Source organism: Salinihabitans flavidus (assembly GCF_900110425.1).
Taxonomy (GTDB): domain Bacteria; phylum Pseudomonadota; class Alphaproteobacteria; order Rhodobacterales; family Rhodobacteraceae; genus Salinihabitans; species Salinihabitans flavidus.
Genome location: NZ_FODS01000013.1, coordinates 66,469 through 80,033, shown reverse-complemented (window position 1 = coordinate 80,033; position 13,565 = coordinate 66,469). Strand labels below are relative to the sequence as shown.

Genomic DNA, 13,565 nt, shown 5'->3' with positions numbered 1-13,565 from the left:
GGTTGCGATGGTCGACTGGTCGGGGGGTAATGATACAGGGCCGACACCGCGAAAGGATGCGATCTGGCTGGGGCTGGTTCGAGATGGTGTGGAGTTGCCCCCGCGTTATCTGCGAAATCGTGCGGTGGCCGAAGCTGCGCTGACTGAACTGATCGAGGGTGAATGCTCCGCTGGTCGTAGGCTCCTGCTTGGCTTCGATTTTCCGTTCGGTTTCCCGAAGGGGTTCGCGGCAGGACTGACAGGATGTCCGGACCCTTTCGCTGTTTGGGAATGGTTGGAGGCGCGGATTGAGGATACGCCCCGTGCCAACACCCGCTTTGATCTGGCTGGGGAGATTAACGCGCGCTTTCCCGGGACTGGTCCTTTCTGGTTCAATGGTCTGAAACGCGACATTGCTCACCTGCCGCGCCAAAACACGCGGAGGGGTCACGGTCTTCCAGACCGGCGAGTTGTCGAGAACATTGCGCGCGGCGCTTTCACGTGCTGGCAGATGGGGGGTGCCGGGGCCGTGGGCGGACAGGTGTTGACCGGGCTTCCAGTACTCAACAGGCTACGCCATCGCTTTGACGGACAGTTGGCGGTCTGGCCTTTTGAGCCACTCAGTTCCCCTGTGGCTGTGGTGGAAGTCTGGCCAACGCTGATCAACGGAGCCGTCAAGAAAGCGTCGGCTCTGGGCGGTATCCGCGATGCGCATCAAGTGCGCCTTCTCGCGCGCGCCGTTGCCCGCTTGTCTCTGGATGATCTGTCGGACATGCTGGATGTATCCGCTCCTGAGGAGGGATGGATCATGGGATTGGGCCACGAGGACAAACTCGAGAAGGCGGCTTCCGGTGGTTTGCACCCACCCCCCCTTCGGGACGATTGCTTTGCTCTGCCGGCGGGGGTGGACTGGGCGCCCGTGGACGAGGCGCATGAGCTGTTGCGCGGGCGGCTCGGCCCCGTGACAGGGGCGGTGCGGCTGGCGGCGGTGCAGACGCTCGGCCGCGTTCTGGCGGAGCCGGTGCGGGCCGCGCGGGCCAACCCGCCGCAGCCCAACAGCGCGGTGGATGGCTATGCCTTCGCTCATTCGGATACGGGCGCGGGCGCGCAGGTGTTGCCGCTGGCGCCGGGCCGGTCTGCGGCGGGGGTGCCCTATGGCGCGGCGCTGCCCGGCGGTCATGCGCTGCGTATCCTGACGGGCGCGAGCCTGCCGGAGGGGGCCGACACGGTGATCCTGCAAGAGGATGTGACGCGCGGCGAGGGGGAGATCGCCTTTCGCGGGCCAGTAAAGCGCGGCGCCAATACCCGCGAGGCCGGGGAGGATGTGGCCGAAGGGGCGCAGATCCTGCCGGCGGGCCGGGTGATCACCCCCGCTGATCTGGCATTGATGGCCGCGACGGGCGTGGGTGACGTGACGGTGCGCGAGGCGCTCCGGGTGGCAGTGATCTCCACCGGGGACGAACTGGCCGAGGCGGGCGGCCCGGCCAGCGGGCATCAGATCTACGACGCAAACCGGCCCATGCTTCTGGCCATGCTGGAGCGGTTCGGCGCGGTGCCGCGCGACATGGGCCGCGTGCCCGACGACCGCGCCGCGCTGCGTGCCGCGCTGGACAAGGCAGCCGATGGGGCCGATGCGATCCTGACGTCGGGGGGCGCGTCGGCCGGCGACGAGGATCACGTCTCCGCGCTTCTGGGTGGGACGGGATCGCGCGCGCTGTGGCGCATCGCCATCAAGCCGGGGCGCCCGCTGGCGCTTGGCCTGTGGCGCGGCGTTCCGGTTTTCGGCCTGCCGGGCAACCCGGTGGCGGCGATGGTCTGCACGCTCGTCTTTGCCCGTCCGGCGCTGGGGCTTCTGGCCGGTCAGGGCTGGAGCCTGCCGGAGCCGATGCTGCTTCCGGCGGGATTCGCCAAGTCGAAGAAACCGGGGCGGCGGGAGTTTCTGCGCGCCCGGCTGCGCGATGGCCGGGTCGAGGTGTTCGCCTCCGAAGGGTCGGGCCGGATCAGCGGGCTGAGCTGGGCCGAGGGGCTGGTGGAGCTTGAGGACGGCGCGCGCGAGATCGCACCGGGCGATGCGGTGCGTTACTACCCCTATTCGGCCTTTGGGCTGTGACGGGTCGTCTGACCTGAATGTGCGCCTTCGGCGCGCAGGGCACGCTCTGATCCGCCTTGCGGCCGATCAGAGCCGTGGGCGGCTTCGCAATGGAGCGGGCCGCGCCGTGTCAGTCGAAGATGCCCGCCACGCGGCCCAGCAGCATGAAGGCGCGCGCGGTGCGGGTGTCCGAAAGCGCGGCGATATCGGTATCGCTGGCGGTTTCCTCGAATTCCACGAAGCTTTTGTCGAAGCGGCGCAGGAAGTGATGCGCCGCGTCCCGGAAGATCGGATCCTGCTTCATCCGCCCCGCCGTGAGTGCCAGAGAGGAGCGGTCGCGGATACCGCCGAGCGCCGCGACCGCGCGGCCCCGCTCGCCTTTGGCGAAGTGGCGCCAGATTTCGGGACGGGCGGGATCGGGCCGCAGATCGTCCATGTAGATGCCGTCCTGGCTCAGCAGGGTGAGCACATCCTGCGCCGCCTGAATGAGCTGTGCGGCCTGTCGGTCCTTCAGGGCCCGGCGCAGCGCGGCAAAGCCATCCTCGTCGTCTTCGGTTTCGGGGAAATTCAGCGCGCGTATGAAATCGGCGCGCGGCAGCGGCGGCGACAGCGCCTCCGCCGGGGTGCCGAGTGCGAGCAGCCCCTGGTTTTCTGCCGCTTTCGCCGTGGTTCCGGGCGCCGCGGCCGGGTCCTTGCGGATGCCGCCGGTGTCGCGGGTGGTGGTGAACTGCGCCAGCGCCGTCTCGGTCTTGCGCTGCGCCGCCGCGATTTCGTCGAGTTTTCTGGCCACCGACGGTTCGAGGCTCATCTTGCTGCCATGGCCCTGCATCTGCGCCATATAGGTCTGGCGCATGTCATCGATCGCGGCCTGAAGGCGGCGGCTTTCCTCGCGCATCACCCGCGAGGAACGGGCCGCCGTGGCCGCGACCCAGATCATCGCCACCGGCAGGAAAATCGCCAGCAGCGTGATCAGGAACCGCAACATGTCGGGTGCCGGCCCATCCTCGCCGGGGCGCCCGAGCACCAGAAAGAACACCACCGTCGCGCCAAGCCACAGCAGGCTGAGCATGATGGCGGCCAGTTCGATGCCGGTCACGCGCGGCTCTGCCGGGCGATCATAGAGGCCAAGCGGCGTCGGGCGCGATTCGGTATCCTCTGGCATGGGGCGGTCCTGCGATCGTGAAACTGCGATTAGCGGTAGGCGATGCTCAGCACCTCATAGCTCTTTTCCCCGCCGGGGGTGCGCACCTCGACGCTGTCGCCCTCTTCCTTCCCGATGAGGGCACGGGCGATGGGTGACTTGATGTTGAGCAGGCCCTTTTCGATGTTGGCCTCGTGTTCGCCCACGATCTGCCAGGTCTTTTCCTCGTCGGTATCCTCATCCACGAGAGTCACCGTCGCACCGAACTTGATCGAGCCCGAGAGGCTGGTCGGATCAATCACCTCGGCCAGGCCAAGGGCCCCCTCGATTTCCTTGATCCGGCCCTCGATGAAGGACTGTTTCTCGCGCGCGGAGTGATACTCCGCGTTCTCCGACAGGTCGCCATGTTCGCGGGCCTCGGCGATGGCACTGATGATCGCGGGGCGTTCCACGCTCTTGAGCTGTTTCAATTCTGTTTCCAGCGCCGCATAGCCGGCGCGGGTCATCGGTATCTTTTCCATGGGTATCGGTCCCGATCGTGAGGGGCGGGCGGTCCCGCGGCCCGTTGGTTTTGGTTACGTCTGAACAGAGTGCATTGAGCTGTCCTTCAAAAGCAAGGGCAGAGCGGCATTGCAAGCGTAAAACCGTGCCCAACCCCGGCCCCGCATCGTTTTATGGGCGCGTGCCGTCGTGTTCCGATTGACCATGCGGGCCTTGTCACGCTACGCAAGCGCGACCTAAAATTACCCGCACCCGCAGGGAAAGGACGCCAGATGGCCGAAATTGAACGCGAAGCGATGGAATATGACGTGGTAATCGTGGGCGCCGGGCCGGCCGGCCTGTCGGCCGCGATCCGTCTCAAGCAGCTTGACGCCGATCTTGAGGTTGTCGTGCTCGAAAAGGGGTCCGAGGTGGGCGCGCATATCCTGTCCGGCGCGGTTCTGGACCCGAGCGGCCTCAATGCCCTGATTCCCGACTGGAAGGAAAAGGGCGCGCCGGTCAACGTGCCGGTGAGCGAGGACAATTTCTACATGCTGGGCGAGGCGGGCCAGATCCGCGTGCCCAATTTCCCGATGCCGCCGCTGATGAACAACCACGGCAACTACATCGTCTCGATGGGCAATGTCTGCCGCTGGATGGCCGAGCAGGCCGAGGAACTGGGGGTGGAGATTTTCCCCGGCATGTCCTGCTCCGAGATTGTCTATGGCGACGACGGCGAGGTGAAGGGCGTCGTGGCGGGCGAATTCGGCAAGGAGGCCGACGGCAGCCAGGGCCCCAACTATGAGCCGGGCATGGAGCTGCATGGCAAATACGTCTTCCTGTCCGAAGGGGTGCGTGGCTCTCTGTCGAAAGAGGTGATCGACAGGTTCGATCTCTCCGCCGGCAAGGAACCGCAGAAATTCGGCCTTGGCATGAAGGAGATATGGGAGATCGATCCCGACAAGCACCGCGAGGGCACCGTCACCCACACGATGGGCTGGCCGCTTGGCTCCAACGCGGGGGGCGGGTCATTCATCTATCATATCGACAACAATCAGGTTTACGTGGGCTTCGTGGTGCACCTCAATTACCGCAACCCGTATCTTTACCCCTACATGGAATTCCAGCGGTTCAAGCATCATCCCATGGTCGCGGAGCTTCTGGAGGGCGGCAAGCGCATCGCCTATGGCGCGCGCGCGATCACCGAGGGCGGGTATCAGTCCATGCCGAAGATGGTGGCGCCGGGGGTGGCGCTTCTTGGCTGTTCGGTGGGCATGGTCAACGTGCCGCGTATCAAGGGAAACCACAACGCGATGCTTTCGGGCAAGGCGGCGGCAGAGGCGGCCCACGCCGCGCTTCAGGCGGGGCGCCGGTCCGATGAGCTGAGCGACTATGAGGCCGAAGTGCGCGAGGGCGCGATTGGCAAGGATCTCAAAAAGGTTCGCAACGTGAAGCCGATGTGGTCGAAATGGGGGCTGCTGCCGTCGCTCGCGGTCGGCGGGTTCGACATGTGGACCAACACGCTCGGCTTTTCGGTCTTCGGCACGATGAAGCACGGCAAGAACGATGCCGAGGCGACAGAAGAGGCCGACAAGCATGCTCCGATCCACTACCCCAAGCCCGATGGCAAACTGTCCTTTGATCGGCTGACCAATGTGTCCTTCTCGATGACCAACCACGAGGAAAACCAGCCCTGTCACCTGACCCTGAAGGACCCTAGCGTTCCGATCGACGTGAACCTGCCGAAATATGCCGAGCCGGCGCAACGGTATTGTCCGGCGGCCGTTTACGAGGTCGTGGAAAAGGACGCGGGGCCGGAATTCGTGATCAACTTCCAGAACTGCGTTCACTGCAAGACCTGCGACATCAAGGATCCCAGCCAGAACATCAACTGGGTCACGCCGCAGGGCGGCGACGGGCCGAACTATCCCAACATGTAAGGGCGATCAGGAGGCGGCGAGGCCCGCCTCCTTTTCCTCCAGCATTGCCAGAACCATCTTGCGGTAAGAGGCGCTCACCGGCAGGCTGCGCCCGTCGGAAAGATGCAGCAGGTGCCGCCGCCCGTCCCGGCTCAGCGATTGCGCGAAGGCCTGGGCGGCCCAGTGCGAGCGGTGGGTGCGCGCGCCGGGATGACCGTCGAGAAGGTCAATGGCATCCGATAGCCGCATCAGGATCAGCTCGGTTCCGGTTTCGGTCGTCACCGCGACATAGTGATCCTGCATCGACAGGGAGATGATGCGCCCCTCGCGAACGTTCGGGCGCAGGCGGTGATACAGACGGGGCAGCGCGCCCGGCGTGTCATCCACGTTGGCGGGGGGCGATAGCAGGGCGTCGGGCCGCACGCCGGCGGCGTCCCCGCCCCGCATCTCTGAGCGCAGGCGGCGTTCGATCATGGCCGGGGCAAGATATTGAACGCCGGTAATCATCGTGCCGATCATGGTCACATAAAACCAGAATTGCGGAAACAGGCTTGCGTCGATGCCGTGGTCGCGGAACTGGGCGTTGCTGAAGATCACGACCGCGGCGCCCGGTATCGCGCCCAGGGCGGAGCCCAGCAGAACGAAGGCGGATTTCGATAGCAGGTTTTGCCCGGCCAATCCGAACAGATAGCCGGTGCAGACATGAATGAAAACGCCGGGCCCCGCCAGCATGATTGACCAATAGGTCAATCGCTCCCAAAATCCGAAATCCCAGAATGTGCCGAACGGTCCCGTCAGCGTCAGCAGGGCAAGCGCTCCGAAGAAAGGAATCACCGTTCGGCCGGGGGCGAGCCTGCGGCGGAGATTGCTTGAAAAGTCACGCATCGTGAAATTGTAACTTTCATTCATCTACGAATAAATTAACGGCTTTGCGAAGGTGTCATAGCACGATCACCGCCCTTTGGAATAGTCTTGGTGATTGTGAGTGATCCGGAACGCAGGATTGATTATATCTGTGGCCGGAATGTTGATGAGTGGGTTTGTATCAGTAAACTATTGGTTAGGGGCGGCATTTCGATGCCGTCCCGCATTGCAGGGCACGTCGCGCGGCAGTAGTGTCAGGTTCAAATCCCCCGTCACGGAGATCCGCGTGCCCGTCCGTTCCCCATTGAATTTCGCATTATTCGCCGTTGCCTTGTGTCTTGGAACGGTTCCCGTCGCCCCCTTGGCGCAGGGACTGGCCGGCCCCTATCTCGCCGGGCGCCAGGCGGTGATCGCCAGCGACTACCGCGCCGCGGCGGAGTATTACACCCGCGCGCTGGCGCGTGATCCGTCCAATCCGATCCTGCTCGACAATGCGCTGTTGTCTCATATGTCGCTGGGGCAGTTCGAAAAGGCCGTGCCGATCGCCCGGAAGATGGAGTCCGATGAGCTTGACAGCCAGATCGCTCATATGGCCGTCACCGCAAGCCTGATCGCGGAGGGGGACTATGACGCGGTGCTCGCGCGCATGAAGCCGGAGTTCGGCACCGGCCCGCTGGTGGATGGACTGGTGGCCGCATGGGCCCAGATCGGCAGCGGCAACATGTCCGGCGCGCTTGAAGCGTTCGACGAGGTGGCCGAGCAGCGTGGTCTGGCGGGATTCGCCGCATATCACAAGGCGCTGGCGCTGGCCTCGGTCGGTGATTTCGAAGGCGCCGAGGAGATCTATGCCAGCGATCAGGCCGGCGCCATCCAGATGACCCGCCGCGGCGCCATGGCGCGCTTTGAGGTGCTGAGTCAGCTTGACCGCAACGAGGATGCGGTTGCCATGCTCGACGACACCTTCGGCGGCGGGCTCGATCCGGCGCTGCGCGACATGCGCGAGCGTCTGGTGGCTGGCGAGATGCTGCCTTTCACCCATGTGCGCAGCGCCCGCGACGGCATGGCCGAGGTGTTCTATTCCGTCGCCGGCGCGCTTCAGGCCGAGGCAGAGCCGAATTACACCCTCGTCTATACCCGCGTGGCCGAATACCTGCGGCCCGATCACGTCGATGCCCTTTTGCTGAGCGCCAACCTGCTAGAGCAACTTGAACGTCACGAGCTTGCCACCGCCGCCTATCGCCGCGTGCCCGCCGATCATCCGGCGTTTCATGCCGCCGAACTGGGCCGCGCCGAGGCGCTGCGCCGGTCGGATCGCCCCGATGCCGCCGTCGAGGTGCTGGAACAACTCGCCCGCACACATGGCGATATTCCCACGGTTCATTCCTCGCTCGGCGACCTGATGCGTCAGGAAAAGGATTTCGCCGCCGCCGTCGCCGCCTATGACCGCGCGCTGGAGAAGTCGGACGAGGAGGACAACAACCGCTGGTTCATCTTCTACGCCCGCGGCATCAGCCATGAACGCCTCGATCAATGGGAGCAGGCGGAGGCCGATTTCCGCGCCGCGCTGGAACTCAATCCCGGTCAGCCTCTCGTGCTCAACTATCTCGGGTATTCCATGGTGGAAAAGCAGATCAAGCTCGATGAGGCACTGGCGATGATCGAAGAGGCGGTCGCGGCCCGTCCCGACAGCGGCTTCATCGTCGATTCGCTGGGCTGGGTGCTCTACCGGCTGGGCCGTTACCCCGAGGCCGTGGGACACATGGAACATGCCGCCGAACTCCTGCCCACCGATCCGGTGGTGAACGACCATCTGGGCGATGTCTACTGGGCCGTGGGCCGCAAGCTGGAGGCGGAATTCCAATGGCGCCGCGCGCTCAGCTTCGTGGACGAGGACAGCGCCGAAGAGGCCAAGCCCGACCGCATCCGCCGCAAGCTTGAGGTCGGTCTCGACCGCGTGCTGGAGGAAGAGGGCGAACCGCCGCTGTTGCTGGTCAATGGCAACTGAGGCGTTCGCCCCGGCCAAGATCAACCTGACACTGCATGTCACCGGCCAGCGCGCCGATGGCTATCACCTGCTCGATTCGCTGGTGGTGTTCTGCGATGTCGGCGACACCCTGAGCGCCGCGCCGGCCGACAGGCTGAGCCTGCGTGTCGATGGCCCGATGGCGGCGGGGGTGCCCGATGACGCCTCCAACCTCGTGATGCGGGCGGCGCGGTTTCTCGATCTCTCGCGGGGCGCGGCGATGATGCTGACCAAACGTCTGCCGGTGGCCTCCGGCATCGGCGGCGGGTCTTCGGATGCGGCGGCGGCGCTACGCGCGCTCTCGGCGCTCTGGGATGTGCCGCTGCCCTCTCCGGAGGAGACCCTGCCGCTCGGGGCCGATGTGCCGGTCTGCATGACCCCGCGCCCGCAGCGGATACGGGGCGTGGGCGCGCGGCTTTGCCCGGTACCCGATCTGCCCACCGCCGATCTGGTGCTGGTCAACCCGCGCCTGCCGGTCCCCACGCCAGCGGTGTTCGGTGCCCTGACGCGCCGCGACCGCTCACCCATGCCGGAAGAGCTGCCCCGCTGGCCCGATGCCGCCGCGCTGGCCGAATGGCTGGGCACGATGCGCAATGATCTTGAGGCGCCCGCGATCCGGGTGCAGCCCGCGATCGCCGATGTGCTGCGCGTCCTGCGGGCCGAAAAACCGCTTCATGCCGCCATGTCGGGGTCGGGCGCCACCTGCTATGCGCTGCTGCCAGCGGGGCAGGGGGCGGGGCTTGCCGAGACGCTCAAGGCCGCGCACCCCGGCTGGTGGGTGGCCTCCGGCGCGATCCTGCGGGACACAGGCGCCGCCTGAACGGCGTCAGTTGACCCGCGCCACCACGTAATCGCTCAGCGCGATGAGAAGCGTGCGCAGCTCGCTCTCGGGTAGGGTCTGCATCGCCGTCTTGGCCTTGGCCGCCCATGACAGCGCATCGTCCCGCGTCGCCTCCAGCGCGCCATGCCGGTGCAGCAGCGTCAGCGCATGATCGAGGTCGCCCTCTTCCTGACGCCCTTTCTCGATCACCCGCTGCCAGAAGGCGCGCTCTTCGCCATCGGCCAGCGCCACCGCCTTGATCACCGGCAGCGTCAGCTTGCGTTCGCGGAAATCGTCACCCACGTTCTTGCCCGTGGCCTTCGGATCGCCCTGATAATCGAGCAGGTCATCGACGATCTGGAACGCGATACCAAGCGCATCGCCATAGTCGAACAGCGCCTGCACCTGCGCGTCGTCCGCACCGGCGATCACGCCCCCCACCTCCGTCGCCGCGGAGAAAAGCGCCGCGGTCTTGCCGCGCACGACCTTGAGATACACATCCTCGTCGGTGCGCAGATCCCGCGCCGCCGTCAGTTGCAGCACCTCGCCCTCCGCGATCGTGGCCGAGGCATTGGCCAGAATGTCGAGCACCCGAAGATTGCCGGTCTCCACCATCAACTGGAAGGACCGCGAAAACAGGTAATCCCCGACCAGCACAGAGGATTTGTTGTCCCACAGAAGGTTCGCCGTGGGCCGCCCGCGCCGCTGCGCGCTTTCGTCCACCACGTCGTCATGCAGAAGCGTGGCGGTGTGGATGAACTCCACCGTGGCGGCCAGATGCACATGATACGGGCCGTCATAGCCGCAAATGCGCGCCGCCGCGAGTGTCAGCATCGGTCGAAGCCGCTTGCCCCCCGCGTTGACAAGATGCGCCGTCACCTCCGGTATGCGCGGCGCGTGTTCAGAGGCCATGCGCGCCCGGATCAGCGCGTTCACGGCGTCCATGTCCTCGGACAGAATGGCGCTCAGCGCCTCATGCGGTTTGGTGGCAGCGCGGTCCAGGCTCATCACACTCCTGTCACGGGGACTCGACATTGCCGCGCCCCCGCCCTTACATCCCCGTTATGAAAGAGCTTCTGCGCAGCAACGACCCGACGGTCATCGCCTTTGCCTCCGCCCTTCTCAGAGGCGAGGGTATAGACTGCTTTGAAATGGACGTAAATATGAGCGTGCTCGAAGGCTCCATCGGCATATTGCCGCGCCGCATGATGGTGCGGGCCGAGGATCATGAGCGCGCCCAGCGTGTGATGCGCGACAATGACCTTCCCACCGGCGCCTGATCCGCGCGCCGCACCGGCGGCGGCGATCACCGAGAATGGCTTTCTCGGCGGGCGGCTGCGTGTGCGACAGCCCGCGCGCGGCTATCGCGCCGGGGTGGATCCGGTCCTGCTCGCCGCCTCCGTGCCCGCGCGGGCCGGACAATCGGTGCTGGAGCTGGGCTGCGGCGTGGGCACGGCGCTTCTGTGTCTGGGCGCGCGGGTGCCGGGCCTGTCGCTCACCGGGGTGGAGGTGCAGCCGGGGTATGCCGCGCTTGCACGCGAGAACGCGGCGCTGAACGGTGTGGAGATGGTCGTGGAGGAGGCCGACCTTGCCGCCCTGCCGCCCGACCTGCGCCAGCGGCGATTCAATCACGTGATCGCCAACCCCCCCTATTTTTCGCGCACCGCCAGCACCCCCGCGCAGGATACCGGCCGCGAGGTCGCGATGGGAGAGGCGACGCCGCTGGCCGCTTGGGTCGAGGTGGCGGCGCGGCGGCTCGCGCCGAAGGGACATGCCAGTTTCATCCACCGGGCCGAACGCCTGCCCGATCTGCTCGCCGCGCTTTCGGCACGGCTCGGATCGGTGGAGGTGATCCCGCTTCTGCCGCGCGCCGGGCGGGCGGCGTCTCTGGTGATCTGCCGCGCGCGCAAGGGCGGGCGCGCGGCGTTCCGGCTTCATGCCGGGGTGGTGATGCACGCGGGGGATCGTCACGACGAAGACCGCGAAAGCTACACCCTGCCGATCCGCGCAGTCCTGCGCGATGGCGCGGCGCTGCCTCTCGCGGAAGATTAGGCAACGCGCGGAGCGTTAACCCGGCGAATGTCGGCACACCATACCGACGCAATACCGACGTTTTACCGACGTGATACCGAAACCGGGTTTTTCCGCGATGTCAGGACGTTAACCCTGATTCGCCGACGGGGACGGACTCAGGTGTTTGAAACAGTTTTTTGACGCTGGGGGAGAACTGTCGGCAAGATTCCGATCTGTTGCAGATTTTCAACGATTGGAACGTGACAGATCAGATCTTTTGTGCTGCACTGATGGGGCCGAACAGCAACCCAGAGGAGGATCTCCCATGAGCCTGAGTTCGCATTTGCAGGAATTGAAGCGCAAGCACGAAACCCTTTCCGAGAAGGTCGAGGCCGCGCAGCGCTCCCCGAGTGTGGATGACCTGCAAGTCGCTGAATTAAAAAAACAAAAACTCCGCCTCAAGGAAGAGATCGCACGCCTTTCGATCTGATCGTCAGGCGCGGAAACTGGTGCGCGCGGCCAGTGCCGCGCCACCCGTGATCAGTAGGGCCGCCAGCGCCAGCGACCAGCTTGGTGCGGCGATTCCAATTAGGACAAGAACCCCGGTGGAGAGCAGCGGGGCAGCATAGGCCAGTGTGCCCAGAAGCTGAATATCGCCGCGCTTCATGCCCACATCCCAGACATAGAACGCTAATCCAACCGGCCCAAGCCCCAGCGCTAGCGCCGAGGACCATCCGATAACACCTTGTGGCCAAACGGTTTTTTCAAACAACAGGTGGAGAACGGCCGACAGGATCGCGCTGGCAAGGCAAAAGATCGTCACCGCCTCTGTCGGCACATGCCCCATCCGGCGCGACAGAACCGAATAGCCCGACCATGTCACCGCGCAGCCCAATGCCAGCAGGTATCCGGGAAGGGCGGCCGGGTCGATCCCCTCACCACCGCCCCCGATGATCAACGCTGCCCCCCGAAGCCACACAGCGCCCCCAGCAGGTGCCCGGGGCGAAGCCGCTCTCCGGGCAGGAGGCCGGAAAAGATCACGATCAGAAGCGGCCAGAGGTAGGCAATCAGCCCGGCCTGCGCCGGTGGGGCAAGGCGCAGGGCGCTGAAATACAGCGCGTGATACCCGAAAAGGCCAATCGTGCCAAACGCATAGACGCGCCATGACAATCCGTGCAATCGCGCGATCCCGCCATTCCGCGCGGTCCATATCGCCCCAAGCGTCCCGCCCAGCGTGAAACAGATCGCATTGAGCAACAGCGGCGGCGCTGGCTCAGTTCCGACAGTGAACAGCGCCAGCAACGCCCAGAGAAGCACAGCGACAAAGCCAATCAGCGTGGCGCGGGGGCGGCGGATCATGCGGTGGGAACTCTTCCGGCAGCGTCTTCTTCAGACGCCCAGAAACCCGGATTATCCCCCGGACGCAAGACCTATACGAAAAACTGGCCCCCATTGGCCGAGATGGTCGAGCCATTGATAAAGCTCGAGTCGTCTGACGCGAGAAATGTCACGCAGCGCGCGATTTCTTCCGGCTCCCCCAACCGCCCGGCGGGGATCATGCTGATGATCTTTTCGCGCACCTTCTCCGGCACGGCCATGACCATTTCAGTGGCGATATAGCCGGGACAGATGGCGTTCGCGGTGATGCCTTTTGCAGCGCCCTCCTGTGCCAGTGACTTGATGATCCCAAGATCGCCTGCCTTCGTCGCGGCGTAGTTCACCTGCGCGAATTGTCCCTTTTGACCGTTGATGGAGCTGATGACGATGATCCGTCCGAAGCCGCGCTCGCGCATACCGGGCCAGATCGGGTGAATGGTGTTGAACACGCCGGTCAGGTTGGTGTCGATCACCTCTTTCCATTGCTCCGGTGTCATCTTGTGAAACGGTGCGTCGCGGGTGATGCCGGCATTGGCCACCACGATGTCGATGGGGCCAAGCTCTTCCTCGACCCTGGCGATGCCGGCCTGGCTCGCCTCGTAGTCGGCCACGTTCCACTTGTAGGTCTTGATGCCGGTGGCGTCGCTGAAGGCCGCCGCCTTCTCATCATTGCCAGCATATGTCGCGGCGACGGTGTAGCCGTCGGCTTTCAGTGCCTTGGAAATCGCTTCGCCGATGCCGCGCGAGCCGCCGGTGACAAGTGCTACTCTGGCCATGGTGTTCCTCCAATCTAGTGTGGTTTTCAGGTAATTCTGTTACGCATAATTACCCCGGAGTGCAATAATGTTGCGCACATAAAT

12 protein-coding genes and 1 pseudogene are annotated in these 13,565 nt (G+C 65.0%); 7 read left to right on the top strand and 6 right to left on the bottom strand.

The genetic code is table 11. The annotated features are described in order from the left end of the window. The first annotated feature begins 7 nt into the window (after positions 1 to 7). On the top strand, positions 8 to 2,089 hold the full coding sequence (locus BMW66_RS11655) for a molybdenum cofactor synthesis domain-containing protein (protein WP_175483228.1): 2,082 nt from the start codon (positions 8 to 10) through the stop codon (positions 2,087 to 2,089). 109 nt (positions 2,090 to 2,198) lie between these two features. Here BMW66_RS11655 and BMW66_RS11650 read toward each other — a convergent pair whose 3' ends face one another. Beyond that, on the bottom strand, positions 2,199 to 3,230 hold the full coding sequence (locus tag BMW66_RS11650; protein ID WP_093118662.1) for a hypothetical protein: 1,032 nt from the start codon (positions 3,228 to 3,230) through the stop codon (positions 2,199 to 2,201). A gap of 29 nt (positions 3,231 to 3,259) precedes the next feature. Further along, positions 3,260 to 3,730, bottom strand: a complete 471-nt coding sequence (greA, locus tag BMW66_RS11645; RefSeq protein ID WP_093118660.1) for a transcription elongation factor GreA — start codon at positions 3,728 to 3,730, stop codon at positions 3,260 to 3,262. Between the two features lie 252 nt (positions 3,731 to 3,982). On the opposite strand from greA, the gene BMW66_RS11640 reads away from it, so the two are divergent. Next, on the top strand, positions 3,983 to 5,629 hold the full coding sequence (locus BMW66_RS11640) for an electron transfer flavoprotein-ubiquinone oxidoreductase (RefSeq protein ID WP_093118658.1): 1,647 nt from the start codon (positions 3,983 to 3,985) through the stop codon (positions 5,627 to 5,629). Positions 5,630 to 5,635: 6 nt separating this feature from the next. Here BMW66_RS11640 and BMW66_RS11635 read toward each other — a convergent pair whose 3' ends face one another. Further along, entirely contained in the window at positions 5,636 to 6,493 is an 858-nt protein-coding gene (locus BMW66_RS11635; RefSeq protein ID WP_175483224.1) for a LytTR family DNA-binding domain-containing protein, read from the bottom strand. Positions 6,494 to 6,833: 340 nt separating this feature from the next. Here BMW66_RS11635 and BMW66_RS11630 point away from each other — a divergent pair, with 340 nt between their 5' ends. Together BMW66_RS11630 and BMW66_RS11625 are read left to right on the top strand one after the other, a co-directional pair. Then, positions 6,834 to 8,477, top strand: a complete 1,644-nt coding sequence (locus BMW66_RS11630; protein ID WP_245729460.1) for a tetratricopeptide repeat protein — start codon at positions 6,834 to 6,836, stop codon at positions 8,475 to 8,477. Then, on the top strand, positions 8,467 to 9,315 hold the full coding sequence (locus BMW66_RS11625; protein ID WP_093118653.1) for a 4-(cytidine 5'-diphospho)-2-C-methyl-D-erythritol kinase: 849 nt from the start codon (positions 8,467 to 8,469) through the stop codon (positions 9,313 to 9,315). Before BMW66_RS11630 ends, BMW66_RS11625 begins: the two co-directional genes overlap by 11 nt. Positions 9,316 to 9,321: 6 nt before the next feature. Here BMW66_RS11625 and BMW66_RS11620 read toward each other — a convergent pair whose 3' ends face one another. Next, the gene (locus tag BMW66_RS11620) at positions 9,322 to 10,323 is read right to left on the bottom strand and encodes a polyprenyl synthetase family protein (RefSeq protein ID WP_093118651.1); all 1,002 of its coding nucleotides are present in this window, start codon (positions 10,321 to 10,323) and stop codon (positions 9,322 to 9,324) included. A gap of 56 nt (positions 10,324 to 10,379) precedes the next feature. Here BMW66_RS11620 and BMW66_RS11615 point away from each other — a divergent pair, with 56 nt between their 5' ends. From BMW66_RS11615 to BMW66_RS11605, 3 genes are all read left to right on the top strand, one after another. Further along, positions 10,380 to 10,595: a putative signal transducing protein gene (locus BMW66_RS11615; protein WP_093118649.1), complete on the top strand. Its 216-nt coding sequence runs from the start codon at positions 10,380 to 10,382 to the stop codon at positions 10,593 to 10,595. Further along, the gene (locus BMW66_RS11610; protein WP_093118646.1) at positions 10,573 to 11,367 is read left to right on the top strand and encodes a tRNA1(Val) (adenine(37)-N6)-methyltransferase; all 795 of its coding nucleotides are present in this window, start codon (positions 10,573 to 10,575) and stop codon (positions 11,365 to 11,367) included. The genes BMW66_RS11615 and BMW66_RS11610 overlap by 23 nt, the downstream gene beginning before the upstream one ends. 286 nt (positions 11,368 to 11,653) lie before the next feature. Next, complete coding sequence (locus BMW66_RS11605; protein ID WP_093118644.1) at positions 11,654 to 11,818, top strand: YdcH family protein; 165 nt, start codon at positions 11,654 to 11,656, stop codon at positions 11,816 to 11,818. A 3-nt stretch (positions 11,819 to 11,821) separates the two neighbouring features. On the opposite strand, the pseudogene yddG reads toward BMW66_RS11605, so the two are convergent. Both yddG and phbB read right to left on the bottom strand, forming a co-directional pair. Then, positions 11,822 to 12,684 (bottom strand): annotated as a pseudogene (yddG, locus tag BMW66_RS11600) (aromatic amino acid exporter YddG). 74 nt (positions 12,685 to 12,758) lie between these two features. Next, positions 12,759 to 13,481, bottom strand: coding sequence for an acetoacetyl-CoA reductase (phbB, locus tag BMW66_RS11595; RefSeq protein ID WP_093118642.1), 723 nt, complete (start codon positions 13,479 to 13,481; stop codon positions 12,759 to 12,761). Between the last annotated feature and the right edge of the window lie 84 nt (positions 13,482 to 13,565).

Coding starts and splice junctions, on each gene's coding strand:
- BMW66_RS11655 (WP_175483228.1), top strand. CDS start 8: ATGGTCGACTGGTCGGGGGGTAATGATACAGGGCCGACACCGCGAAAG.
- BMW66_RS11650 (WP_093118662.1), bottom strand. CDS start 3,230: ATGCCAGAGGATACCGAATCGCGCCCGACGCCGCTTGGCCTCTATGAT.
- greA (WP_093118660.1), bottom strand. CDS start 3,730: ATGGAAAAGATACCGATGACCCGCGCCGGCTATGCGGCGCTGGAAACA.
- BMW66_RS11640 (WP_093118658.1), top strand. CDS start 3,983: ATGGCCGAAATTGAACGCGAAGCGATGGAATATGACGTGGTAATCGTG.
- BMW66_RS11635 (WP_175483224.1), bottom strand. CDS start 6,493: ATGCGTGACTTTTCAAGCAATCTCCGCCGCAGGCTCGCCCCCGGCCGA.
- BMW66_RS11625 (WP_093118653.1), top strand. CDS start 8,467: ATGGCAACTGAGGCGTTCGCCCCGGCCAAGATCAACCTGACACTGCAT.
- BMW66_RS11620 (WP_093118651.1), bottom strand. CDS start 10,323: ATGAGCCTGGACCGCGCTGCCACCAAACCGCATGAGGCGCTGAGCGCC.
- BMW66_RS11615 (WP_093118649.1), top strand. CDS start 10,380: ATGAAAGAGCTTCTGCGCAGCAACGACCCGACGGTCATCGCCTTTGCC.
- BMW66_RS11610 (WP_093118646.1), top strand. CDS start 10,573: ATGACCTTCCCACCGGCGCCTGATCCGCGCGCCGCACCGGCGGCGGCG.
- BMW66_RS11605 (WP_093118644.1), top strand. CDS start 11,654: ATGAGCCTGAGTTCGCATTTGCAGGAATTGAAGCGCAAGCACGAAACC.
- phbB (WP_093118642.1), bottom strand. CDS start 13,481: ATGGCCAGAGTAGCACTTGTCACCGGCGGCTCGCGCGGCATCGGCGAA.